Origin of the sequence: Nanchangia anserum (assembly GCF_015240065.1) — a bacterium.
Taxonomy (GTDB): domain Bacteria; phylum Actinomycetota; class Actinomycetes; order Actinomycetales; family Actinomycetaceae; genus Nanchangia; species Nanchangia anserum.
Genome location: NZ_CP060506.1, coordinates 1,356,355 through 1,380,144 on the forward strand (window position 1 = coordinate 1,356,355; position 23,790 = coordinate 1,380,144).

General features: G+C 62.8%; 20 protein-coding genes and 1 tRNA gene. 4 read left to right on the top strand and 17 right to left on the bottom strand.

Annotated elements, in window-relative coordinates; translation table 11 throughout:
- Positions 1-78 precede the first annotated feature (78 nt).
- The 3 genes from H8R18_RS06325 to H8R18_RS06335 are packed head-to-tail and all read right to left on the bottom strand — an operon-like array spanning position 79 to position 4,329.
- Positions 79-1,008: a PRD domain-containing protein gene (locus tag H8R18_RS06325; RefSeq protein WP_191071217.1), complete on the bottom strand. Its 930-nt coding sequence runs from the start codon at positions 1,006-1,008 to the stop codon at positions 79-81.
- Between the two features lie 9 nt (positions 1,009-1,017).
- On the bottom strand, positions 1,018-2,430 hold the full coding sequence (locus H8R18_RS06330) for a glycoside hydrolase family 1 protein (protein WP_191071218.1): 1,413 nt from the start codon (positions 2,428-2,430) through the stop codon (positions 1,018-1,020).
- A gap of 15 nt (positions 2,431-2,445) precedes the next feature.
- On the bottom strand, positions 2,446-4,329 hold the full coding sequence (locus H8R18_RS06335; RefSeq protein WP_223875098.1) for a beta-glucoside-specific PTS transporter subunit IIABC: 1,884 nt from the start codon (positions 4,327-4,329) through the stop codon (positions 2,446-2,448).
- A gap of 428 nt (positions 4,330-4,757) precedes the next feature.
- Here H8R18_RS06335 and H8R18_RS06340 point away from each other — a divergent pair, with 428 nt between their 5' ends.
- Positions 4,758-5,117, top strand: coding sequence for a cyclophilin-like fold protein (locus tag H8R18_RS06340; RefSeq protein ID WP_191071219.1), 360 nt, complete (start codon positions 4,758-4,760; stop codon positions 5,115-5,117).
- A 19-nt stretch (positions 5,118-5,136) separates the two neighbouring features.
- On the top strand, positions 5,137-6,144 hold the full coding sequence (locus tag H8R18_RS06345) for an aldo/keto reductase (protein WP_191071220.1): 1,008 nt from the start codon (positions 5,137-5,139) through the stop codon (positions 6,142-6,144).
- 61 nt (positions 6,145-6,205) lie between these two features.
- On the opposite strand, the gene H8R18_RS06350 is transcribed toward H8R18_RS06345, so the two are convergent.
- The 8 genes from H8R18_RS06350 to H8R18_RS06385 form a co-directional block, all read right to left on the bottom strand.
- Positions 6,206-6,958, bottom strand: coding sequence for an ABC transporter permease (locus H8R18_RS06350; protein WP_191071221.1), 753 nt, complete (start codon positions 6,956-6,958; stop codon positions 6,206-6,208).
- Between the two features lie 38 nt (positions 6,959-6,996).
- The gene (locus H8R18_RS06355; RefSeq protein WP_191071222.1) at positions 6,997-7,869 is read right to left on the bottom strand and encodes an ABC transporter ATP-binding protein; all 873 of its coding nucleotides are present in this window, start codon (positions 7,867-7,869) and stop codon (positions 6,997-6,999) included.
- Between the two features lie 2 nt (positions 7,870-7,871).
- Entirely contained in the window at positions 7,872-9,200 is a 1,329-nt protein-coding gene (locus tag H8R18_RS06360) for a serine/threonine protein kinase (protein WP_191071223.1), read from the bottom strand.
- A gap of 312 nt (positions 9,201-9,512) precedes the next feature.
- Positions 9,513-11,084: an alpha/beta hydrolase family protein gene (locus tag H8R18_RS10000; RefSeq protein ID WP_420826892.1), complete on the bottom strand. Its 1,572-nt coding sequence runs from the start codon at positions 11,082-11,084 to the stop codon at positions 9,513-9,515.
- Positions 11,085-11,173: 89 nt separating this feature from the next.
- Complete coding sequence (locus H8R18_RS06370; RefSeq protein ID WP_191071225.1) at positions 11,174-11,401, bottom strand: hypothetical protein; 228 nt, start codon at positions 11,399-11,401, stop codon at positions 11,174-11,176.
- Between the two features lie 182 nt (positions 11,402-11,583).
- Positions 11,584-11,656: transfer RNA gene (locus H8R18_RS06375), tRNA-Thr, on the bottom strand.
- 47 nt (positions 11,657-11,703) lie between these two features.
- Entirely contained in the window at positions 11,704-12,504 is an 801-nt protein-coding gene (locus H8R18_RS06380) for a DsbA family protein (RefSeq protein ID WP_191071226.1), read from the bottom strand.
- 51 nt (positions 12,505-12,555) lie between these two features.
- Complete coding sequence (locus H8R18_RS06385) at positions 12,556-14,376, bottom strand: serine/threonine-protein kinase (RefSeq protein WP_191071227.1); 1,821 nt, start codon at positions 14,374-14,376, stop codon at positions 12,556-12,558.
- Between the two features lie 136 nt (positions 14,377-14,512).
- Here H8R18_RS06385 and H8R18_RS06390 point away from each other — a divergent pair, with 136 nt between their 5' ends.
- Entirely contained in the window at positions 14,513-15,727 is a 1,215-nt protein-coding gene (locus H8R18_RS06390) for a DUF4032 domain-containing protein (RefSeq protein WP_191071228.1), read from the top strand.
- A 15-nt stretch (positions 15,728-15,742) separates the two neighbouring features.
- Here H8R18_RS06390 and H8R18_RS06395 read toward each other — a convergent pair whose 3' ends face one another.
- Positions 15,743-16,984: a hypothetical protein gene (locus tag H8R18_RS06395; RefSeq protein WP_194189199.1), complete on the bottom strand. Its 1,242-nt coding sequence runs from the start codon at positions 16,982-16,984 to the stop codon at positions 15,743-15,745.
- A 587-nt stretch (positions 16,985-17,571) separates the two neighbouring features.
- A complete protein-coding gene (locus H8R18_RS06400; RefSeq protein ID WP_191071230.1) occupies positions 17,572-18,972 on the bottom strand; it encodes a class II fumarate hydratase in 1,401 nt (466 codons plus the stop codon).
- Between the two features lie 223 nt (positions 18,973-19,195).
- On the opposite strand from H8R18_RS06400, the gene H8R18_RS06405 reads away from it, so the two are divergent.
- Entirely contained in the window at positions 19,196-19,732 is a 537-nt protein-coding gene (locus H8R18_RS06405) for a hypothetical protein (protein WP_191071231.1), read from the top strand.
- On the opposite strand, the gene H8R18_RS06410 is transcribed toward H8R18_RS06405, so the two are convergent.
- From H8R18_RS06410 to H8R18_RS06425, 4 genes are read right to left on the bottom strand one after another with little or no spacing between them, the layout of a single operon-like run.
- A complete protein-coding gene (locus tag H8R18_RS06410; RefSeq protein WP_191071232.1) occupies positions 19,729-20,460 on the bottom strand; it encodes a hypothetical protein in 732 nt (243 codons plus the stop codon). The genes H8R18_RS06405 and H8R18_RS06410 overlap by 4 nt on opposite strands.
- Before the next feature lie 10 nt (positions 20,461-20,470).
- The gene (locus H8R18_RS06415) at positions 20,471-21,178 is read right to left on the bottom strand and encodes an exonuclease domain-containing protein (protein WP_191071233.1); all 708 of its coding nucleotides are present in this window, start codon (positions 21,176-21,178) and stop codon (positions 20,471-20,473) included.
- Complete coding sequence (gene guaB, locus H8R18_RS06420; RefSeq protein WP_191071234.1) at positions 21,175-22,689, bottom strand: IMP dehydrogenase; 1,515 nt, start codon at positions 22,687-22,689, stop codon at positions 21,175-21,177. The genes H8R18_RS06415 and guaB overlap by 4 nt, the downstream gene beginning before the upstream one ends.
- A 29-nt stretch (positions 22,690-22,718) precedes the next feature.
- The gene (locus tag H8R18_RS06425; protein ID WP_191071235.1) at positions 22,719-23,633 is read right to left on the bottom strand and encodes a MerR family transcriptional regulator; all 915 of its coding nucleotides are present in this window, start codon (positions 23,631-23,633) and stop codon (positions 22,719-22,721) included.
- Positions 23,634-23,790: the final 157 nt, after the last annotated feature.

Sequence of the window (23,790 nt, forward strand, 5' to 3'; positions counted from 1 at the left end):
GACCCGGAACCAGGACTATTCGAAAACAAAGACTCCAGACAACGAGTCCATAAGTATTTCTTATCCTTACCGCCCTGGTCATTGCGTCGGATCCGCGTATCCGCGCTGCTTCGCCGCCTCGTGAGCTTGGGCGGTCTCGCCGCGGTCATCCTTCTCCGAGAAACGCTCGATGTGCAGAGCGAGATAGGCGATCTCGGCCGGGGAAATTTCGGTCTCCAGCCAGGCTTCGAGCAGCGTTTTCACCAACATGGCGCACCGGTGCGCCTCGGGATAAGCCTCGGTAATCAACGCGGACATGCGCACGTCAGACTCGTCAAATTGCTCCGCGCGCGCCAGGCGCACGAAGAAATATCGCATGTGCGCGGTAAAGCGCGCCGCCGTCAGCCCGTCGCGATCGACGGGACGCCCATAGAACTGCTCGATGACGTCGAACACCTGAATGATCGCGTCCGTCAGCTCATACGTGTGTGTCAGATCAGTGGACGAGAAACTGGCGTTGACCAGGTGCAGCGCAATGGCGACGGCCTCCCCCGCCGGCAGGTCGACGTCACCGATGAGAGCCGAAAGCTCGGCAACCAATCGATCAGCCGCTGCCAATTCCTCGGGGTAAAGGTGGGCGATCTCGCTGCGCAGCGGATACGTCACCGTGACGCCCGAACGCACTCGTGCGATCGCAAAACTCACGTGATCAGCCAGGGCGACGGTGGCCGAGACGGATTCCCTCGCCCGCCGCGCCGCAGGATGCTCGCGGGCGACACGTTCAAGCGCGCGATCGACGAGGACGATGTGGTTGGCGGGGATATCGGCTAGCAGGCGCGCGAGAGTCAGTGTGTCGTCTTCGCTGCACGGGGCAAAGATCCGCTGAATGGCACCCTGGTCAATCGGCGCGCCGGGGCGAACCTGATAGCCGATCCCCCGCCCGGTGACGATAACAACGTCGTCCCCGTCCTGAACGAGGACGACGTTGTTATTGAGCACCTTGAGGGCGCGCATAACACGCCTGGTCACGCCAACCGCCTAGCGGAGGGTGGCTCCGCGAGACGCGATGACGTCTCGATACCAGCCAAACGACTTCTTCCGGTACCGCGCGAGCGTCCCCGTGCCGTCGTCGTTGCGGTCAACGTAAATGAAGCCATAGCGCTTCGACAGCTCCGCGGTGGACGCCGACACGCAGTCGATACAGCCCCACGTCGTGTACCCCATGACGTCGACGCCGTCGGCAATGGCCTCGCGCACCTGCACCAGGTGATCGTTGAGGTAGTCGATGCGGTAGTCGTCATCAACGGTGGGCGTCCCATCGGGGCCCTCAACGAGCACATCTTTCGCGCCCAGGCCGTTCTCGACGATGAACAGCGGCTTTTGCCAGCGATCCCAGAACTGGTTGAGGACAATCCGCAAGCCCACCGGGTCGATCTGCCAGCCCCACTCGCTGGCCGGCAACGTCGGGTTGGGAATACCGCCGACGATGTTGCCCTCCCCCGCGGGAACCTCGCGAGTACCCGACTCGCACACGGACATGTAGTAGCTGAACGAGACGAAGTCGACCGTGTTCTCTTTGAGAATGCGCAGGTCGTCGTCACCCATCTTCAGATCGACGCCTTCTTCGCGCAGGCGGCGCAAGAAATACCCGGGGTATTCTCCGCGCACGTGCACGTCCGAGAACGCCAGGGAGTCGTGGTCGGTGTGCATGGCGGCCAGCACGTCGCGCGGGTCGGGCGTCAACGGGTAGACGGGAGCTGCCACAACCATGCACCCGATGCGCGCCTGGGGCATGATCTCGCGCGCCAGCTTGGTTGCCGCCGCCGAGGCGACGAACTCGTGGTGGATCGCCTGATACAGGTCGGCTCGGCTCAGCTCATCCTTCGGCGTGGCAATGCCGCCCGAGACGAACGGAAAATGCAAAACCGAATTGATCTCGTTGAACGTCAACCAATAAGGCACCCGATCGCCCCACCGGCGGAAGATGACCTCGCAGTACTTCAGATAGAAATCGATCAGGCGCCGGTCGGTCCACCCGTTGTAGGTGCGGGCCAGGTGAAGCGGCGTCTCGTAGTGGCTGATCGTCACCAGCGAGGTGATCCCGTACTTATCCAACTCGTCGAAAAGCCGGTCGTAGAACGCCAGGCCCTCCTCGTTGGGTTCCTCCTCATCGCCGCGCGGGAAGATGCGCGACCACGCGATCGAGGTGCGAAACACCTTGAAGCCCATCTCGGCGAGCAGTGCGATGTCATCGGGGTAGCGATGATAGAAGTCGATCGCCTCGAGCTTGAGGTTGTCGGGCGTCGGCTCCGCGGTGGGCGGCGTCTTGATGCCGTGGGGCAGGACATCTTGGATCGACAGCCCCTTGCCGCCCTCATTATACGCCCCCTCGACCTGGTTCGCGGCAACGGCGCCGCCCCACAAAAAGTCTTTCGGGAAAAGATCACTCACGACCGTTCCTCCTCCTTATTTCTCAATGTCGATGATGGACTGCCCGGCGTCGACGTCGCCAGCTGAGCGCGGCGTTACCGTCGTGAGCTTCTTGGCATTCATGACGATAGTGATAACCGTCGGGTCGTATCCGCCTTTTTCGAGCGTTGCCCAATCGACGTCGGCGAGGACGTCGCCCGCCTGGACTCGCTGCTTCGTAGCCACGCGGGCAACGAAGCCCTCTCCGCCGAGCTTCACCGTGTCGACACCGATGTGGACGAGCACCTCCACGTTGTCATCCGTTTTGATGCCGTAGGCGTGAGCCGTGTCCATGGCCGTCACGATTGTCCCGCTCACCGGCGCGAGCACCGGACCGCTGGGCGAGGCCACGCCAACCCCTTGCCCCATGGCTCCCGACGCGAACACCCGATCGTTGACGTCCGAGAGCGCGACGATGTGGCCCGTCGCCGGCGAGGCGATCTCGGTCGTCACTTCCACAACGCCGGCGGCTTCCACGGGTGCCGGCGCCTCCTCAGCTGCACCCACCGCGTTCTCGTCACGAGCGGGTTCCTCTTCACGGAAGCCGACGAGCAACGTCAATGCGAAGGAGACGACGATGGCGACGCCGATCCCGGCAAGAAACAGCGGCACCGATCCGTGACTGATATAGGCCGGAATAGCGATGGCTGAAGGGACCACAAAAGCGGATGCGGCAGCACCCGCCATAGCCGCCATCGCACCGCCGATCGCACCGCCGATGCACCCGCAGACGAACGGTCGCTTGAGCGGCAAGTTGACGCCGTAAATGCCCGGCTCGGTGATGCCCGCCAGCAGGGCCGACAGCGCAGCTGGGCCGGCGACGCGACGACGCTCGGGGCTCTTCGTCCGGATCGCCACAGCAACGATCGCTGCCCCCTGAGCCAGCACTGCGGGAGCGAGCGGTGCCATCATCGTCGAGTAGCCCATCTCGCTAATCTCGGTGAGCGCAAGCGGCACCAGGCCCCAGTGGACGCCGAAGATCACGAAGACCTGCCAGAACGCACCCAGCAGCGCGCCCGCGAGCCACGGAACACTGCTCAGCAGCCAGTTAACTCCCGTGGCGAGGGCTGAGGAGATTCCCTGCGTCACCGGTCCCACCGTCATGAGGATGAGCGGCACCATGATGGTCATGACGAGCAGCGGCGTCGTGAAATTCCTGATTGCCGAAGGCAGAATCCGTCGCAGCCCCTTCTCCAGGTATTTCTGGATCCATACGGTGATGACGATGGGAATCACCGACGAGGTGTAGGTGGCCATGACGACGGGGATGCCGAAGAACGTCACCGGATCTGGAGACTCGGCCAGCGCGACGATCGTCGGATAGACGAGGGCGGCACCAAGTGCCATCGACGTGATCTCGTTGGCGCCGAACCGCCGTGCGGCCGTGAGCGCCAAGAATATCGGCAGGAAGTAGAAGATCGCGTCCCCGGCGGCGTTGAGGATCACGTAGGTGCTCGACTCCGTATCCAGCCCCAGGTACGTCGTCCCCAGAGTAACGAAAGCCTTGAGAAGGCCTGCTCCAGCAAACGGCCAAATCAGCGGATTGATGAGGGCCGAGATCAGGCTAATGAAGCGGTCAAGCAGATTGCCTCGCTCGCCGCTCGCTTGCTGAGCCTCGGCCGGTGTCTGGGTCAGGAGGGGCTTGACCTGCTCATAGAGCTCGGACACGTCGTTGCCGATCACCACCTGCACCTGCCCGCCGGCTTTCATCACGGTAATCACTCCCGGCAGCGCTTTGATCGCATCCGCGTCGGCGCGGGAGTTATCCCGCAAGACGAAGCGGAGTCGCGTCGCGCAATGTGAGAGGGCCTCGACGTTGGCAGCACCGCCAACGAGGTCCACGAGCCTGGGCGCGATCGCGGCAAAATCTGTCGCCATCATCGGTCCTTTCAGCTAAGACGGGTACAAAAAAGACCTGAGACGGCCAGCGCAGTCTCAGGTCTTGCCTCGATTGAGTAACAATCCTGCCCTCACTGTAGGACGCGGCCGGCGTTGCGCGCAAGGAAATAAGCGACGCGCCCGCTCTTGACTTAAAGCTCGCTTCACCTTTTACCGTGGCGCTATGCACGCCAGCTTCGCCACGGTCGACAGTCTGAGGCCCTATGCCTAGCCGCCGCGACGACTATCCCCTCGCCCCTCATCAGAACTCTCGCGCGCTGTACCGGCTGAGGATGAGGACACGCCGCTGGGTGGTCCTGCTGCTTCTACTGGTCATAGCCCTAGTGAGCGGTTGCGGCCCAGCAGGTGAGCACGCGTCGCCACAGCCACCTACCAGCACCACCCCCTCACAAAACACAGAGGAGATCGCTATGAAACTGAGCGTGAACAACGTCGAAGTTGACGTCGAGTGGGAAGATAACGCCGCGACGCGCGGCCTCCACGAGGCCGTGCAAACCGCCCCGATCTCGGTGACAGCTCACCGTTACGACGGTGTCGAACAGGTCGGAGCACTGCCACGCTCGTTTCCGCGCACTGATACCAACATGCACACCCGAGCTGGCGACATCGTCCTCTACGGTGGAGATCATCTCGTGACATTCTTCAACTCTCACTCGTGGAGCTACACAAAACTCGGGCGAATCACGGGGCGGACTCACAGCGATCTTGTTGACTTGCTTGACGTCCCCCACGCCACGATTACCCTCACCGCAAGCAACAGCGGAAACTAAACAGAAGGAAGAGGACACGATGAAGTACCTATCCCTGCCAGGAATCGATACCCCCGTCTCGCCCATCTGCCTGGGCGGTATGACCTTCGGCGAAGCTGGTCACGGCTGGCACCAGTGGACGCTCGACGCCGACGACACCCGCGACATCATCGGCTACGCGTTCGAGCGCGGCATTACGTTTATCGACACCGCCAATTCGTACGCGCACGGTACCAGCGAGGACTACATCGGTCGGGCCCTGCGCGATCTCGGCATTCCCCGCGAGAAGGTCGTCCTCGCCTCGAAGGTCTTTTACAACGACGGCGGCACGTCAGCCCGGGCCATCCGTCGCGAGATCGAGGGCAGCCTCCGTCGCCTCCGTACGGATTACCTGGACCTCTACATCCTTCACCGCTTCGACTATTCGACGCCGATTGAGGAAACCCTGAGCACCCTGGATGATCTCGTGAGGTCGGGCAAGATTCGCGCAATCGGCGCCAGCGAAATGTACGCCTACCAGTTCCACAACATGATTCACGCTGCCGAAATCAACGGCTGGGTCGGGTTCTCGACGATGCAGTGCCACCACAACCTGTTGTATCGAGAAAACGAGCGCGAATTGCTGCGGGTGTGCCGCCAATACGGAGTCGTGCCCACCCCCTACTCCCCGCTGGCCTCGGGTCATTTGACGCGACCGACGTGGGATACCGAGTCAACTCGCTCGCAAACCGACGAGACGATGCGCAGCAAATACGACGCGGAACGCGACAACGCGCTGCCGATCATTGCGCGCGTCAAAGAGGTCGCGGACAAGCACGGAGTCGAGATGGCTCAGGTCGCGCTTGCCTGGCAGTGGTCGCATGGGCCAGCCGTTCCCGTCGTCGGCTGCTCACGTCGCCAGCGCGTCGACCAGGCCATCGCGGCGACGACGCTTCAGCTGTCGAGCGACGACATTGCCTACCTCGAAGAGCCGTATATCCCCCGCGCCCTCGTCGGTCCGCTCGCACACCCCGGCGAGGCAGCACTCGCCGGCGAATATCGCGCATAGCGCCAACGCGTCGCGGGGCTTTTAGTCCCCGCGACGCGCGAGCGCAGCTGTTGGGTGAGGCTCATCCCTCGAAACTTGCGATCCGCAATCCGTTTACTGCCCTCAGCGCGAAACCACAGCACACGACCACGAGGATGATGACGACGGCGAAGTCGACCAGCACGAACTTGGAGTTGAACAGTCCGCGCACCCACTGAACCTGATAGCTGAGCGGGTTAACTCGAGCCAGCACGCGAACGAGCGTCGGCGCGCCCTCGAGGCGATAGAACACCGGCGCCGAAAAAGTCAACGGCAGCACGATGATGCTGACGATGAAATCGCGTGTCTGATAATTCGACACGACACTGGTGACAATGACGCCGAGGAAGCTCCAAAAGACCACGCACACCACTGAGCCAAGGAGGCCAAGTAGCGCCGGGAGCGGCGACACCCTCACGCCGAAGGCCAGCATGCACACCAGCACCACGAATCCTTGAAGCAAAAAGATGATGATGCGCGGCACGAGGAGACTGGCAAGATACGCGCTCATGGGAACTCCCGCCTGGAGCTTCATTGCCGCCAGACCCCACCGCCGTTCGATAACAACCCGATAGATGATCTGCGACAGCGCAGACAGCGCCTGCATAACGACGATGCCCGGCCCCACAAATTCCAGATAGTCCTCGCCACCCAGGATGCCCGACAAGCCAAGGCCGAGCAGGCAAAAGTAGGCCGCAGGCGAGATGCAGAACGACAACCATCGCCGCCACGTATTCAGATCGGCGCCGCAAATCTCGAGTCGACACAGCGCCCGGAAAGAACTCCACCAGTTCATGTCTACGCTCCCCACCTTCGACGATTTCCCACGCCGCCTCACTGCGACGCCCACTTCACAGCCTGCCGAAGTCCTACGGGCTGGCGGGCATACTCACGGACATCCGCATCCGCTGGCAAACACGAAAGCACTGCCGCAAAATCGGTGCCACGAGGCGCATCGATCACCACCGCAGTCCCGTCGACCTCCATCGAACAACCAGGAATCTCGCCAAGCTCCTCGCGATCGACTGGCCGGTCCACGACGACACGAATGACTTCTCGCGTGACAAACGTGTCGGTGAAGTCGCGCCTACTCCCAAAGAACGTGACGCGTCCACCCGCGAGAAAGATGACATCATCAATCAGGTCTTCGACCGCTTCAAACTCGTGAGACGACACGATAACGGTGGCACCATCGGCCCTCACCTCACGGACACGCTGGGTAAAGCGCTCGAGATTGCCGATATCGAGGCCCACGGTCGGCTCATCTAGCAGATAGATATCGGGGTTCATGGCAAACGTTCGTGCGATCATCAACCGTTGCTGCTGGCCACCCGAAAGAACTTCGGGAGTAGAGTCAAGCTTCGCATCGTCCAAACCCGCCTGGGTGATCGCGCGGTCGGTCGCCTCCTTCGCCTGCGATCCCGACAAGCCGGCGAGACACGCGCCGAGCCAGACATTCATCCAGCCGCTGACAAACCAGTCAATGACCAGTCGCTGCGAGCACCAGCCGATCTTCGAACTTGCTGTCTCGATATGTCCACGCGTGGGGCTCGACACCCCGGCTATCAGGTCGATGAGGGTGGATTTTCCCGCGCCGTTCTCTCCCAACAGCCCAACAACGCGGCCGCTCGGGATCTCTAGCTCGGCAATGTCGAGAGCGACATGGTCGCCGTAGCGTTTCTGCGCCCCGCTTACGCGAATCGCCATCCTCATAAATAAAACACCTCCCGCGCATCTAGCCCCTCTTCCTTACAGATACGCTTACAAAACCTGTGCATGCAATCCAAGGACGAGAAAGCTGGTTTCCAAAACGCACCCTCTTCGTTACTTAAAATACTAGTATGCCATGCAGGATGAGCAGCAAACAACGCCACTCTCATCAACGCAAATAAATCCCGTTCACGCGAAGGACGCGGCCACGCGGGCGAAAGATAACCAGGGGTCGCAAGCGGAACATATGGATCGACGTCCATAGAACGCATCGTGGCCTCTTCAAGATCACACATCCACACACGACCGTTACGGTCATCCATGAAGAGATTTCCTGACGAGATATCATTCAATAGAACACCGCGCGCATGGCACGGCCGCACCATCGCGTTCAAAAAATAGCGTAACGCACACTCTAAATCCGCCCCAAAAATGGGAGAGTCGCTACCAGTACCAGCGCGAACAAGCGTTCCGGCGCCATCAATATACTTCAACACAACAAAAGTAGACGAATCGAACACAAACGTGTCAATAACAGCTGGTACGGCGGGCAAATCTCCCAGCACATCCAAAAAACGGCACTGACGGTTTAATCGATCCACCGCGTCTACACCACAACTATCGCGTTCAGCAAAGGCTCTTGCTTCCTTTAGAACCACCCGCTGCGGCAAACACGACCCCGGTTTCGCCGAGAAATCAAGCGCCTCAAAAACGCCACCTTTTCCACGCATAGACAGGCTACGGGTAACTAAATATCGCCCCGCAAAAAGAGCACTCTCGCCCTTAGATGGACCGCCCTCCTCGCCGAACGGGTTCTCCACGCCCTCGGGTAGTGCGCATCCGGGGAACCGCTCACGCCCCGCCTCGAGGCCGGGATCCTCAACATCCGTGCCCTTTGTAACAAGCGATCCATACCTGTAGTACAAACAGTCAGAATCAGGAACAGCGCAATCGCTCAGCGGACGCGGTCCAGATTGACGCCCAAGCGCTGCTCTCAGTGTATCTACCACACTAAAAAATTCCGCCACGTCCTGCGGGTAGACCGTTATCACCTTTCCAGCCTGTGCAATCCCGAGCGTGCCCATGTTAAGCGTCGCTACAGTGTGCGCATCTCGCGCGAACTTGAACGGTACCTGACCTACGAGTTGCTCCGCAACTCGAAGTAATACATCTCCTGCATTATCCAATCCAGCGGAGACATGGAGCTTGAAACCAACCTCTGGAAGGTGATCAGTGTCTCCGATCTGTGTCCAGACCGGGGTATGCAAGATCCGACAACCCACCTCAACATGATTTAAAACCTCAGTGCAGGCCAGATTGTAATCCATAACGGCACCCTTCATACCGTAAAACCATCGCCGAAAATCTCAACGTCATCTTTCACCGCCAAACAAAGTACACAATGACTGTAGGCTACCGCGAGGTCACCCGGCCTCTCGACTCCAAAATGGGATGCCAACATAGCTATTTCTGAAGTCCGAAACCTCCTATCGGGGCGAGCCTCGTAACCAACGATGCTGAGACGATACAGAAGATACCAAGCCGTCGGCGACATAAACTCACTCGAGACACATTCTGCGACGAGATCTTCAAACAGGCCCCAGAATTGTTCCCCAACGCGGCGTCGGAGACACCCAAGTTCATACTCCGAAATGCTCACTGAAAAATCCTCGAACAATACGGCCAACCATAGCAGCATCCTCGCATCGAACAAGCGAATGGTCGAAATCCAAAACCTCTAGAATATCTCCCGACGAGCAGCATAACTCGGAAGCATAATCCGACAATTCTTCGGTCCAAGGCGTAACATGATCCTGACGGCTTCCAACCACGCAGACGTGACGAGCTAACCGCTCCCGTGCAGCCGGCGGCCGCCCGCAATTCTGCCTGCAATACGCATGATCTAAGCCCCATTCAGTCAATAGCACCTTCGAAGAAGCAACGTTCTGCCATAGATCGTCCACAGTCGAAAAAGGCGCAATCGCCACTAGGCCATCAAGTTTTCGATTAGCGCTAAGCAGTGCCAGATACGCGCCGTAGCTATGACCCACCAGGATAACCGCGGCGAATTTACGCGCTTTCGCCAAAGCTATAAGGGCATGCAATTCTCGCAAATCTTGGCTACCCCACGCTCCATAGATACGAGACCGATGCTCAGCGCCCAGCCCACTCGATCCGCTGAGCTGCGGAACCCACACGGAGGTCCTCGAACTGCACATCCAGCTAAAGGCAGCTGTATAGCGGTCCAAAACGGGCTGCCCCGGCCCTCCTGGCAGAAGGATAATAAGCGTATCACCATTTCCTATCGCGAGCCCATTTATCACGCCAGCAGTCGTGCGCCAGGAAACATATTCACTAGCGCCCGACGCAGACCGCTCAACCGATTCTCTTCCTACATTTCGGAGGGCGGGAGCGTGTCTAAAGCACGACCAGACAGACTGAGTGTCATCAACAGAAGCCCAATGGGCATATCCGGGACTTGGGCTAGCGCCCTCGGCGTAGACGCTACAGTCCGACTGAAGGTAAATACGTGAATTGATCGCACCATACGGTGAAGTCCGAGAAACCTCAGCAGGCGCGACGGATCTACTCTTTATTGCCTGACCGTCGATATCAACTATTGCCACGCCGCTTAAATTCTCATTTAAAGCCACCAAAAGAAATCTATCGCTTATCCATGTAATTGGCGTAGCGGCCACACGACCGAGGAGCTCGCCAACATCGTCAAGAACTATGCATTCATGAGCAAAAGGCGCCCTACCGCGTCGGACATACAGAGCCACTCGCGTACCGCTTGGAGAGGCCAAGGCATTCTCTGGACGAAAAGCAGATACAAATATGCTCGTGCACATATTACCGCTCCGCAACATAGTACAAAATCCACGTGGCCCCCGCGCAACTATCAGAAGTCGCTCTTGCCCCATAACCGCCAGGGGTACCATAGTGGGCGCGATCGCAAGCTCGAGAACTTTAGCTCCCATCCAGTCGTACACATGACATTTATCGTCGCGTATCGAGATGAATCTCTCGCCGGCCAAATCGGGGACAAGAGATCCTTCGACACGCATTCCCCGCACAATCTCGAGAGACCTTATTCGACGCGAGGGCCCGTTACTCAACGCCGGCCGACACAGGTAACGATCGCCATCGATTTGACAAACTAGAGTTGCGACACCGCAAGAATTGCTAGTCAGCACGCCGATCACATTCATTAGCCGCCTTCAGACAGGTGTAGGGCAGCCGTGCCAAGCAAAGGCAGGTGCCCTACACCCGTTTTGCGCCCGCCTATCGGCCTGTCATTTTAGACCGGGATAGGGCAGGTCTTGCTGTGCGCACCAGAGAGCGCCGCGCTAACGAGATCCCCGTCGATGCCGAGCCGCGCGAGCGCATCGAGATCCCTGGCCACAAACGCCGCACTCTCCTTGGCGCTCATGCCGAAGCGAGCAACAGTGCCTGCCGGGTCGTTGAAATAGTCGGAAACGACATTGAAGTCAGTGAGCATAGCGTTTACGAACTGATCCCGATTCATATTTCACCTTTCACTACCGTGGCCCCCGTTGGCCACCCAACACATAGTAGCGGCACCCCCACGTTTCGTCAAGATTTCCTATACGTCGAGTGAGATGTCCATTCGCTAGTCAACTCGGGATTCTGCACGACAGCGTTGGCCCAATGAGTTCTATCGAGGGAGCTACAGATGGTGGGCCTCAGAGCCCCCTGCGAGACTCGAACTCGCGACCTACGGTTTACAAGACCGTTGCTCTACCAACTGAGCTAAGGAGGCATGGCATGCCGACGCGGGCACGGACCCGCCTCAGCATACCCGCTCGGCTACTCGCCGCGCATCTTCGCTAGGGCATCGTCGATGCTCGTAATCTGCACCATCTTGCCGTCGCGAACGAACATCGGCGTGCCGTACTTTCCGTCGGCGCTCAGGCCGCTGCTCGTCCACGCCTTCGACCAATCCGTAAGGATCGACTGCGACGCCCCCGTGCTGAGGGTGTCGAGAATCTTATCGTCGATGCCGACCTTCTTCCCGACCTTACGCACCGTCTCGACGGGATCGTTGGTCAACGGATCGTAATCGCGATTGACCATCGCCTGATAGGCCTCCTCGGTCAAGGCCTCATGAAGTGCCGTGAACTTGTCGGGCTGAGACTGATACACCCGCAGTGACAGCTCGGTCGCCGGATACTGGTAAGGCAGCGCCTCGGTGAGAACGGGATGGAGCTTCAGCGTGTATTTCCCAGCAGCGACATCCGCCATGACGTCCTTGCCGACGCGGTGTTCAAAATCCACGCAGTGAGCGCACGAGTAGTCGAAATACAGCTCGACAACCGGTGCGCCCGCTGTTGCCTTGCCGGGACCATCCGCGCCAAGAACCATGCCTCGGTCCTGCTTGATCGCCGTCGACAGGGTGAGGCTCTTCGACGCGCCCTCCCCGGAGGCGATATCCGATTGGCGCTGGAGCACCGCCCAGGTCACGAGTCCCGCAAGGACAAGGAGGACAACGATGACGGCTGCGCTAATGGTGACGAGCGTGCGCCGGTCGCGCTTACGCTGCTGGTCGCGCCGTTCCTGGACCGCGCGCATGGTCGCGTTGGACGAACGCGGCTGAGATTTTCGGCTCATTGGGGGGATCTCCTTCTGCCACTACCCCAAACTACGCCGCCTAGCCTAGCGTTAGGCTGCATACCTCGCGAGACCAGAGGCCGCCGAGCTGCGGGAGACAAGGGAGGCCATCCAGTCGGTAACGACGCCGCCGACGCCCGTCATACTCAAGCTGGCCCACGCAATGATGAGCAGTACCGCGACAATGACGAGCCGAAGCCACCACGGAGACAGGACCTGAGCGCACAGGCGCTGATACCCCGACCGTGCAGTCTTGAGCATCGGCGACGCCCAGCCGATCATCGCCATGACGACGATGACGCCCCACAGCTGCGCCCGCTCGCTCGCCAGCAGTTCCTGCGGGAACAAGAGCGCCTGGCGCAACGTCCACGGCGAGGACGCCCCGCGGCTGCTCAGCTGTAGGCCCCACCACGCGGCCCACGCCCCGCCGGTGACGAGGACGGCGGCACCGGCGGTTCCCGCGAGCGCCCGCAGCAAGCCACCGGGCAGCGCTACGAGCGCGCGTGAGACGTCGCCGTCGGAGGCGAAACCGCGCTGCATCCGCTCGGCCTCGAGGCGCGCACCGACGTGACCGTAACAGGCCAGCACGACGACGGCGCACGCGGCGACGACGGGCATGAGCAGCTGGGTGTGCAACGTCAGTGCTGCCCCGCACAGGAGTGCCGCGAGAGACATCGGCCAGGTGACGACGTGGCGCGGGGGCCGATACGGCGTATACCAGTGGTGCCGGGCGTTTCCGCCGTCCCATGGACTCTGCTCGGCCTCGGGCATCGATGCGGCGGGCGCGGTTGCAGCCGCCGCGTCCAAGCCCAGCGCGGGATTTGCCGCGACGGGATACGGGGGCGGCGCTGACGGCGATGCGCCGGCGAAGACCCGGGTCTCCTGTGTGCCCGCACCGGGATAGGGCCTCGGCTCGTTTGGTGCGGTGTATGCCGCGGGTGGAGCCGGTGGCGTCATATCTGCCGGCGTCAGCGGGCGCGTCCGCTCACCATCGAGGAGCGTCGTCGCTGTATCTTGGCCACCCTCGGGTGCCGAAAGTACCTGGGTGGCTGCCGCCTCGGGCGCACGCAACGTGGAAAGGTCACACGTTCCCGGGGCCTGTGCTAGGGCGGTGGCGATGGCGAATGCATCGGCGCGCTGGTCGGGCTCAGCACGCAGTCCCGCGCGCAAGATGTCGGCGAGCTCGCTATCTAGCCCCTCAAGATCGGGGCTGGAGTGGACGACGCGGGCCAGCACGCTCTCAAACGGTCCCGACCCGAAGGGGGCACGGCCGGTCGCGCAGTAGAGCAGGACTGACGCCCACGCCCACCAGTCCGACGCCTCGCTCGGGGATTGTCCCCCGATGAGTTCGGGCGGGACGTAGCCGGGGGTCCCCATGATTCGGCCCGTTTGCGTCAGACGTTCGCCGTCGACCAGCTGAGCAATGCCGAAATCGATGAGGACGGGACCGGCCGCCGACAGCATGATGTTCGACGGCTTGATGTCGCGGTGAATGATGCCCGCTGCGTGCACGGCACGCAGGATCTCGGCGAGGCGCTGAGCTAGGTCGGCCAGATCCTCGCGATTCCACGCGCCCTGGTGGCGAACGTCATCGGCGAGCGTTGGGCCGTTGACGTACTCGGTGACGACGAACGGCTGATCGGTATCGATTTCCCAGTCGATGATTGCCGCCACCCCGGGGGAGGCAACCTTCGTGAGGACGGCGGCCTCGCGCTGCATTCGTCGGCGCGCTTGCTCATCGCCGGCGAGCGCCGGGTGCAGGAGTTTAAGCGCCACCGTTGCCCCATCGGGTCCGCACGCCCGATAGACGGTTCCCATCCCCCCTGTGCCAAGCTGCTCACGCAGTTCGTAGTTACCGATCCTCTGCCCCACGCCTCCAGCCTAGGCGATCGCGCGTTGCGTCTTACGATGGGGTCTCGCTTTCGGGTTACCGGACTGCATAGACTAAGAACACCACGCCAGCTATCCCCTCCTTTCCGGCTGGCGGAATCGAGCCAAACGAGGAGCCATGACCGGACTGCACATCACTGCCGCGCGCCCCGCGTCGTGGCTTCTCGATATGGATTGGCACACGCCGCTCGCCGAGTGGCCGCGCGAGGTCGTCTCGTCTCTGCCACGCGGTCTGTCGCGCCACGTCGTGCGTTATGCCGAGGTCGCCGGCAACGTCCTTGCGGTCAAGGAAATCGAGGAATCCCTGGCCAGCCACGAGTACCAGATTCTGCACCGGCTCCAGCGCACCGATCTGCCGACGGTTGAGCCGATCGCCGTCATTTCTGGTCGCCAAACCCTCGATGGTGAACCGCTGCCTGCGGCCCTCGTCACGCGCCACCTCCACTTCTCGCTCCCCTATCGCTCGCTGTTGCAGCAGCGGATGTCACCGACGCGACTGCGTCGCGTGCTCGACTCCCTGGCCGTCCTTCTCGTGCGCCTGCACCTCGCCGGGGTTTACTGGGGCGACGTGTCGCTGTCGAACACGCTGTTTCGTCGCGATGCTGGGGAGTACGCAGCCTATTTCGTCGACGCCGAGACCGCGCGCATCTACCCCGAACTCTCCGACGGTCAGCGCGACTACGACGTCGACCTTGCCCGCGTCAATATCATCGGCGAGCTCATGGATCTTCAATCGGGCGGCGTCCTGCCGGACGATTACGACGTCGTCGATATCGGCGAACACACGGTGCACCGCTACCAAGAATTGTGGAACGATCTCACGGCCAAGCAGGTCATTGACGTGTCGAACCGGTGGGAACTCGACCAGCGCATCCGCCGCCTCAACGAGCTGGGATTCGACGTCGGCGAAATGGCGATCGACACGCAGGAGGGCGTCCTCACCGTCCAGCCGCGCATCGTCGACGCCGGCCACTACCGCCGCCAGATCCACGACCTGACCGGACTCAGCGTCGAGGAGAAGCAGGCTCAGCGCCTGCTCAACGACATCGAAACGTATCGGGCGACCACCGGCCCCATGCTGCCGCTATCCACCGTCGCCGCGCGTTGGCTGGCCGAGGTGTTCGCCCCGACCATCGCCGCCATCCCGCCACACATGCGGGCCAAGCTCGAACCCGCCCAGGTGTTCCACGAGATCCTCGAACACCGCTGGTACCTGTCGGAAAAGGCCGGCAAAGACGTGTCGACAGAGGATGCCGTTGCCGACTACATCGCGTCGCAGCTGGCCGAGCGCGCGGACGAGGAACGCGTCCTCAACTACCCCGACCCCGTTTAGGCCGAAGCCTCGCGCCTACTCTGTGGCATCGTGTGCGTCGCGGTAGCGGCGCAGGCGCTGTCCCAGATAGGTCGCCATCGTCACCTCGGCCACCGAGTCTGCCAAGAGAGCCGCACCCAGGGTGCCCCCGATCTTGTGCCAGGCGTTGCGCTGCGTTCCCGCCCGCGCCGCCACGACGGTGAGGGCCGCGCCAATTGCCGCCTCGCCCAGCGCGAGACCGCGCCCGAGCCACGGGCGCTCCAGGTAGGTGCGCCGGTACAGCGAGAGAAAGGCCGGCTCCTCGACGCCGTTGTTACCCATGAGGATGTCGACGTGGGATCCCAGCGCGTCACGCCAGCCTGGCTTGTGATGGACGTCGGCCCCCGGGACATCCTCGAGGTCAACGTGGCCGTAGAGGAAGGACGCCAATTCGGCGGGCACTCCAAGCGCCTGCAACGCCGCGAGAACGCCCTCGCGCCCCGTCATGGCAAACGCCGTCTCGAGTCCCTCGGCGTCGGCGTCCGTGACGATTCCGGCGACGCGCCGGGGATTCTCGCGGTGCCCCAGATCAGCGCGCACCCGCTGCTCGAGCTGCGGATCCCCGCTCGTCACCGCACCGGCGATGACGAGGGTACGCATAGTCCACGAATGGACCGCGAGGGATTCGGGGGCGGCCTCACCCTGTTCGAGAACCGCGACGAGCTTGGCATCCTCGGGCGAGACGAAGAACCCCACCGCCGGAGTCATCGTCACCATTGCGCCCATGACGAAGTCCTCGTCCGGCAATTCGTAAAAGACCGTGCGCTGGCCGTTGTCAAGTTCACGCACCCCGAGAGAACGTCCCTCGGCCGCGGCACAGAATGGGACCGACGCGGCGGGCATCGACGTGATCTCGACGGCGCGCAGCGTCGGAGAGTCGGTGCCGACCTCGGGGAACGTGACACTCGCAGGAATATCGTTGGCAGACTGGTCACCGATGTGCACATCCGCCTGGAAATGACGCGCGAGGTGGCGCACGACCTCGGCGTTCGTCGCACCCACCCGATACAGCGCGTCAGCGCGATCCAACGCAGCCACGCCACCGGCGCGATTTTGCAAGATATTGAGCCCCAACAGGTGAGGCGTTGCCGGATACCAATCGAGTTCCGCCACAACGTTGAGCGACGCCAGCTCGCGAGCCACCTCGTGCGGATCGAGGTGGGGTGCCACCATCGCACCTTCCTGAACTGTCCACGTAGCCAGAGGCTCCTGCGTCGGCATGTGCGTGCCCTCCGTCATCGGTGATCCGTTACACATCCCACAGTAGCGAAAACCCCTGCGGCGGGGGTCGGAACAGCGCGGGAACGGGTGGGCGGCGAGGTCATCGCTGATCCTCGCCGCCCACGTTCCTCGCGCGGATGCCACCGCTTAGCCAATAACCCCCACGCTATGAAGGATGCCCATAACGAGGTCGACGATCTGCTTGGCCACACCCAGGAGCTGGTTAATAAATTCCACGACTGTCTCCTCTATGTCAGACACGATGTGCAGGCGAATGCCTACAGGACCGTTTCTACGGGGCGCCCCCGCGCGTCGCAACCACTTTCACAACGGTCTCATTCTTTCCACATGCACACTTTTCTACCGCGCGACCAGACCACCAGCTCGCGACCACACCTGCCCCTCCGAGAACACCTCTCACATAACGGCGCTATTTCGATGAACGGTCAAGCGATTGCGCAGGTCGGCGCGGCTAGACCACCGCGGTCCACCTGTGCTCCCCCGCGAACACGGTCGAGCGTAAGTGGTGAAGATCACAGGCAAATATGAGAGGGGCTGGGCACACACCTCGTGTGCGCCCAGCCCCTCTGCGTGATAGGTAGAGCTTACTTACCACTCGGTCGCGTCATCGTCGCGACGTCGAGAGCGGCGTCCAGCTGCTCCTCGGTGAGCGCCCCGTCCTTGACATAGCCGAGGTCAAGAGCGGCCTCCTTGACGGTGATGCCCTTCTTCACCGAGTGCTTCGCGATCTTCGCGGCGTTCTCGTAGCCGATGAGCCGGTTCAGCGGGGTCACGATCGACGGCGAAGACTCGGCCAGCTCGAGGCAGCGTTCGCGGTTAGCGATGATGCCGTCGACGCACCGAACGGCCAACAGCTCGGCAACGTTGCCCAGGCAGTTGATCGATTCGAGCAGGTCCGCGGCCATGACCGGCAGCATGACGAGCAAGTCGAAGTTACCCTGAGCGCCAGCGAACGTGATCGTCGCGTCATTGCCGATGACCTGCGCGGCAACCATGACCGTGGCCTCGGGCAGAACCGGGTTGACCTTGCCCGGCATGATCGATGACCCCGGCTGCAGGTCGGGCAGCTGAATCTCGCCGATGCCCGAACGCGGACCGGACGACGCCCACCGCAGGTCGTTCGCGATCTTGACCATCGACACGGCGACCGTGCGCAGCGCACCCGAGGTCTCGACGAGCGAATCCTGCGCCGCCTGGGCCTCGAAGTGGTTCGTCGCCTCGGTGAACGGCAGTCCGGTGTTTTCGGCGATCAGCTCGATGACGCGCGCCGAGAAGCCCTCGGGAGTGTTAATACCCGTGCCGACGGCGGTGCCACCCAACGGCAGCTCGGCCAGGCGCGGCAGGGCGTTCTTGACGCGGTCGATGCCGAGACGAATCTGGGCGGCGTATCCGGAGAATTCCTGACCGAGCATGATCGGCGTCGCGTCCATCAGATGCGTGCGCCCGGCCTTGACGACGTCGGCGAATTCCTCAGCCTTCTTCTCGAGCGAGGACGCCAGGACGTCGAGCTTGGGCAGCAGCACCTCGTCAATCGCCTGGTAGGCGGCAATGTGGATCGAGGACGGGAAGACGTCGTTGGAGGACTGCGAGGCGTTGACGTGATCGTTCGGATGAACCTTCTCGCCCTTGATCTGGGTGGCAACGGTGCCGAGCACCTCGTTCGTGTTCATGTTCGACGACGTGCCCGACCCGGTCTGGAAGATGTCGATCGGGTACTGATCGTCGAACTCACCGCCGATGAGGCGTTCTGCGGCCTCGACGATCGCCTTCGAGGTGGCCTCGTCGAGTACGCCCAGCTCGGCGTTGGCCAGTGCAGCCGCACGCTTGATCTGGCCAAGCGCGGCGATGTGGTGAGGAGAGAGGGTGCGACCGGAGATCGGGAAGTTTTCAACGGCGCGCTGAGTCTGCGCGGCATAGAGGGCGTCCTTGGGAACCTTCACTTCGCCCATGGTGTCGTGTTCGATGCGGTACTCGGTTTCGCTCACGGCGACGTACTCCTTACGTGTCGATTCGGGGCGGACGCCCCATCCCCTCTATTGTGGCGCGGACATCTCACCATCGCCGACATTTCACCTGGAGATCCCCTGGGGATTGCCTCCTCACGGCGCGCGACCAGGGACCTCCTACCCGCCTCCCCTGTCCCGCTTCGCTAGGCCTAGACCGCGCGGACTCGTAGGATGGAAGGAGGCAACGAAAGGGACGTAAGCGATGGCTGACGGCGACGGACCGCACGCGAACGGTTCGGACACACCCAAATTTGGATTGCCGGTAGGCGACATCTCCGACACCGCGTCGATCCCCGCCTACCGCGATGAGGCCGGCGAGATGCCCGAGACCATCCCGCCGACCCCGTCCAAACGACGCGTGCCCATCATCGTCGGCTATGTCCTTCTCATCGTCCTCGTCCTCGTGCTCGGCGGGATCATCTGGGCGATGTCGACGGGGGCGATCGGCGGCGGTACCGAGGAGGAATCGACGCACAGCGAACAGGTGACGCAGCCCTCGATCACGATGTCGACCTCCGAGCCGACGCCCGTGTACTCCAATAGGCCGCGACGCACCTACGCTCCCCGGCCCACCCAACCGACACAGGACGCCCCGGAATCGCCGACGACGCAACAGCAGCCGGCACCTCAACAGCCGGCGCCGACGGCACCGGCTCCTCGCCCCACGCAACCGAGCGCGGAGCCGACGAACCCCGACCCCAGCGAAGCGCCGCAGGGCGACGCAGATAACGGCAACTAGTTGGGGAAGAAGCCGTAGTCGACGTTGTCTTCGAGGCTGAAGCCGCGGCCCGTACTCAACTGGGCACACACGGCCTGCGACCCCGTCATCGTGCAGCCGTAGTCCCCCAGTTCGACGTGCATCCCAAAACCCAGTTCGGGAATCTGGAACCGATCCCCGCCCTCGGCGTGGTCGCGGGCGTCGGCGAACATGCGGGTCGCGTCAGTCGAACAGGCACCGATGCCGCGCGAGTCGTTCCACACGCCGACAACCGAGGAGCGCAGAGACTGTCCCGCGGCGCACGCATGCGCATCTCCGCGGTGAACGGCAAGGTTGGCGATGCCGACACACACGGCTCCCGCGCCCGTCGCCTCCTGACCTGACGCGTTCGCCGGCCGCGGCACCCACCCGGTCGCATCCAGGGCCGACACGTCGTCAGCGATCGTGCACACCAGCTGCCCCGATGGCGAGCGGAAAGTCACGCGGTGGGCGTCGCCTCCCAACTCAGTCGCGGCAACGGGCTGAGTCGCCAGGATCGAGCGGACCTCGGCCGTATCGGCATGCGGCGCAGCCTGCGGGCGAATCTGCTCCTCGACCTTGTCGCTGACGGACTCCGCGCGCCCATAGACGGCGGTTTGGCCGGTCGCTACGCGATAAATCTGGAAACACAAAGCGATCAACACGGCAAGCAGGATGAGGCCGATCACCGCGTTGACAAGGCGGCGGACGGGTGAAACACGCGTGGGCATGATCGCCTCCTTAGTGGGTGGGTGTGGCCATGGGCCAGGCAACCTGAGCATCGGGGGTGCGACCTCTCGACGCGAGCCACGCGTTCATCGACTCCGCCCACTGGGCATGGGCCTCGCGCTGGAAACGCATGAGCTGCTCGGGTTCGGTCTGGGCCAGATCGGGATAGCGCCCGACGATGGCATCCCACACCGCGAGGGTCTGACGCACGTCCGCCCCCGCGTCGTGAAGAGTCTCGCTGCCGCGCACGCCGTAGTAGTCGGCCATGTCGGCGAGGCGACGCTTGCCCTTGCGGAAGCGGTCTTTCGCCCGGTCGATGACGAGCGGGTCGATGACGAAGGGCATCCCTCCGACGCGCTCGATCAACGTCGGAACTCCGACCCGCGCGGCCTCGGCCTCAATCAGCGTGAGGTCGAATGTCGCGTTAAAGATGACGATCGGCACGCCGGCCCGGGCGGCCGCCGCCAGATATCCGCACACCTGATCGACAACCTCACGACGGTCAGCGCCCTCGTGGCGCGCCTTCTCGGTCGAGATCCCGTGGACGCGCTCGGCTCCGGCCGGAATCTCGATCCCGGGATCGGCGAGCCACACGCGGGTGCGTTCGCGCGCACCCCGGCGTTCAACCAGCGCCACCTGCACGACCCGGTCCTGGTTTGGGCGCGCCCCGGTCGTCTCGGTGTCAAAGCCGAGCAGTGGTCCTTCCCACCCGCGGCTCATCGCATAGCCGAGTGGTAGTTGGGTGCTTCCTGCGTCATCTGGACGTCATGCGGATGCGACTCGCGCAGTCCGGCGGCAGTGATCTTGACGAAGCGGCCACGCGACTTCAGCTGCTCGATCGTGCGGGCACCGGTGTAGAACATCGACTGATGCAGGCCGCCGATGAGCTGATAGATGACCGAGGCCAGCGAACCGGAATAGGGCACCTGCCCCTCGATTCCCTCGGGAACAATCTTGTCGTCGCTCGTCGCATCAGCCTGGAAATAGCGGTCCTTCGAGTACGACTTGCGACCACGCGAGCTCATGGCGCCCAGTGACCCCATGCCGCGATAGTGCTTGTACTGTTTGCCGTTGACGAACACCAGGTCGCCCGGGCTTTCCTCACACCCGGCCAACAGCGACCCGAGCATCACGGTGTCGGCACCGGCCACCAGCGCCTTGGCGATGTCACCGGAATACTGCAATCCGCCGTCGGCGATGAGGGGCACGCCGGCGGGTCCACACGCCTGGGCGGCCAGCTGAATAGCCGTGATCTGGGGAACGCCGACACCGGCGACGACGCGCGTCGTGCAGATCGATCCCGGCCCCACACCGACCTTGACGGCGTCGACACCAGCATCGATGAGCGCCTGGGCACCCTCCGTCGTCGCGACGTTGCCGCCGATGATCTGCACGCCGGCGAAAGCCGAATCGGACTTCAGCCGCTCGATCATGTCCAACGCGAGCCGGGCCGCGCCGTTAGCCGTGTCGACGACGAGGACGTCGACACCGGCGTCGCGCAGCGCCTGGGCGCGCTCCCATGTGTCGCCCCAGTACCCGAGCGCCGCACCGACGAGCAGGCGGCCCTCGTCGTCCTTTGACGCATGAGGATACTGTTCGGTCTTGACGAAGTCTTTTACCGTGATGAGTCCGGCCAGACGCCCCTGATCGTCGAGCAGCGGCAGCTTTTCGATCCGGTGTTCGGCCAGCAGCTTACGCGCCTCGTCGCGAGCGATCCCGCGCGGCGCAGTAATGAGGGGCATCGGGGTCATCGCCTCGCGCACCTTCATGCTCCCCCACTCGGCGGTCGGGATAAAACGCAGGTCGCGATTGGTGATGATGCCGACGAGCACATCGTTGTCATCGACGACGGGCAGCCCCGAGATCCGGTAGTGGCCGCACAGCTTATCCAGCTCCTCCAGCGTCGCCTCGGGATTGACCGTCACGGGATCCGAGACCATACCGGACTCGGAGCGTTTGACCTGACGCACCTGCTGGGCCTGGTCCTCGATCGAGAGGTTGCGGTGGAGGATCCCGATCCCGCCCTGGCGCGCCATCGCGATCGCCATGCGCGCCTCGGTGACGGTATCCATCGCGGCCGACAAAACGGGCAGGCGAAGCGTGATATCGCGGGTCAGACGCGAGGCCGTGTCGACCTCGGAGGGAACGACATCGGTGGGTTCGGGCAGCAGTAAAACGTCGTCGTAGGTCAGTCCATCAATTACGGGGGCGGTGAAGGATGCAGCACTCACGCCTCGAGTCTAACGCCCGCGAGCGCAACTTAGTCAGGCCGGCTCCAGCGCGCGGCGATCTCGACGATTTCGGCGACCGTCGCCGGCAGGGTGTGCAGCCGGGTGACGTGGGCGGACAGCAGGCACGGGGTATCGTCGCCGACGAGATAGACCGCCAGGTCGGGGGTGTCGGCCTGAATGCGCTGGACGCTGCCGCACACATCATCGGGACCGTCGATGATGATGAGGGCGCGCACGGCCGAGCCGGCCACGTAGTCTTCGCACGCGCTGCTGAGTCGGCGCACCGACGTCGACAACACACCCGTGAGGACACCTTCCCATTGCAACGCCGCGGCGAGCACGTGCCCCGAGATGACAGATTCCGTCGGCACCGCGATGACGACGTCGGGAACGACGCCCTCGGCGGGACAAAACTGCGTGTCGGCGCTGCCGGCGACCTGCTGAATCGCGCGCAGCGCCAGCTGCCGGAGCATGACGCGCGGGGCGTGGCCGGGGGACGAAACCTGCGGACGGTCCTCGATGATGGCCAGTGCCGGGCAGATGACGTGGGTCCACGCGTGCACCAGCCCGTCAGTGGCGATCGCCCGGTCGAGGATGGAGCGCGCGACGACGGTATCTTGCGCGTTGATCGCGTCGATGAGGGCGCCCTTGGACACCGTCACCGTCACATCGACGTTGAGGGCGTCCTCGTTCTCGGCGAGAGCCTGATGGGCGGCGTCGGCGGCGGAGATCCCCGTGGCCATGAGGGCGCACATTCGCTCCAGCCGGGCGATGTCGATCGCGGTGTAGCGTCGATGCGCACCGATGGTCCGCACGGAAGGACCCAATCCGTAGCGGCGCTCCCACGTGCGCAACGTTGAGGGGGACACGCCGATCTTGCGGGCGACTGACGCCACCGTCAGGGGCAATTCGTCAACACAGTGTCCCAGCGTGACCTTGGGCATCCCTCCTCCTTTCTTCTGCGATTCTCTCTCGCGTCCCGGTCTCGTGCCACTTGGAGCCACCACGTCGAGTACCGCACCCCTGCCATCTCCAGCCGCATGCGCAACTTTTCCCAGCATCCGTTGAGGAATAACCGTCATGCTGGACGTGTGCGCGGCG

What these genes read in the sequence shown, in the direction of transcription:
- H8R18_RS06390 (WP_191071228.1), top strand. Translation starts at nt 14,513, where the DNA reads ATGACCGGACTGCACATCACTGCCGCGCGCCCCGCGTCGTGGCTTCTC.
- H8R18_RS06380 (WP_191071226.1), bottom strand. Translation starts at nt 12,504, where the DNA reads ATGAGCCGAAAATCTCAGCCGCGTTCGTCCAACGCGACCATGCGCGCG.
- H8R18_RS10000 (WP_420826892.1), bottom strand. Translation starts at nt 11,084, where the DNA reads ATGAATGTGATCGGCGTGCTGACTAGCAATTCTTGCGGTGTCGCAACT.
- H8R18_RS06370 (WP_191071225.1), bottom strand. Translation starts at nt 11,401, where the DNA reads ATGAATCGGGATCAGTTCGTAAACGCTATGCTCACTGACTTCAATGTC.
- H8R18_RS06360 (WP_191071223.1), bottom strand. Translation starts at nt 9,200, where the DNA reads ATGGATTACAATCTGGCCTGCACTGAGGTTTTAAATCATGTTGAGGTG.
- H8R18_RS06425 (WP_191071235.1), bottom strand. Translation starts at nt 23,633, where the DNA reads ATGCCCAAGGTCACGCTGGGACACTGTGTTGACGAATTGCCCCTGACG.
- H8R18_RS06355 (WP_191071222.1), bottom strand. Translation starts at nt 7,869, where the DNA reads ATGGCGATTCGCGTAAGCGGGGCGCAGAAACGCTACGGCGACCATGTC.
- H8R18_RS06335 (WP_223875098.1), bottom strand. Translation starts at nt 4,329, where the DNA reads ATGATGGCGACAGATTTTGCCGCGATCGCGCCCAGGCTCGTGGACCTC.
- H8R18_RS06415 (WP_191071233.1), bottom strand. Translation starts at nt 21,178, where the DNA reads ATGAGCCGCGGGTGGGAAGGACCACTGCTCGGCTTTGACACCGAGACG.
- H8R18_RS06410 (WP_191071232.1), bottom strand. Translation starts at nt 20,460, where the DNA reads ATGCCCACGCGTGTTTCACCCGTCCGCCGCCTTGTCAACGCGGTGATC.
- H8R18_RS06350 (WP_191071221.1), bottom strand. Translation starts at nt 6,958, where the DNA reads ATGAACTGGTGGAGTTCTTTCCGGGCGCTGTGTCGACTCGAGATTTGC.
- H8R18_RS06405 (WP_191071231.1), top strand. Translation starts at nt 19,196, where the DNA reads ATGGCTGACGGCGACGGACCGCACGCGAACGGTTCGGACACACCCAAA.
- H8R18_RS06345 (WP_191071220.1), top strand. Translation starts at nt 5,137, where the DNA reads ATGAAGTACCTATCCCTGCCAGGAATCGATACCCCCGTCTCGCCCATC.
- H8R18_RS06395 (WP_194189199.1), bottom strand. Translation starts at nt 16,984, where the DNA reads ATGACGGAGGGCACGCACATGCCGACGCAGGAGCCTCTGGCTACGTGG.
- H8R18_RS06340 (WP_191071219.1), top strand. Translation starts at nt 4,758, where the DNA reads ATGAAACTGAGCGTGAACAACGTCGAAGTTGACGTCGAGTGGGAAGAT.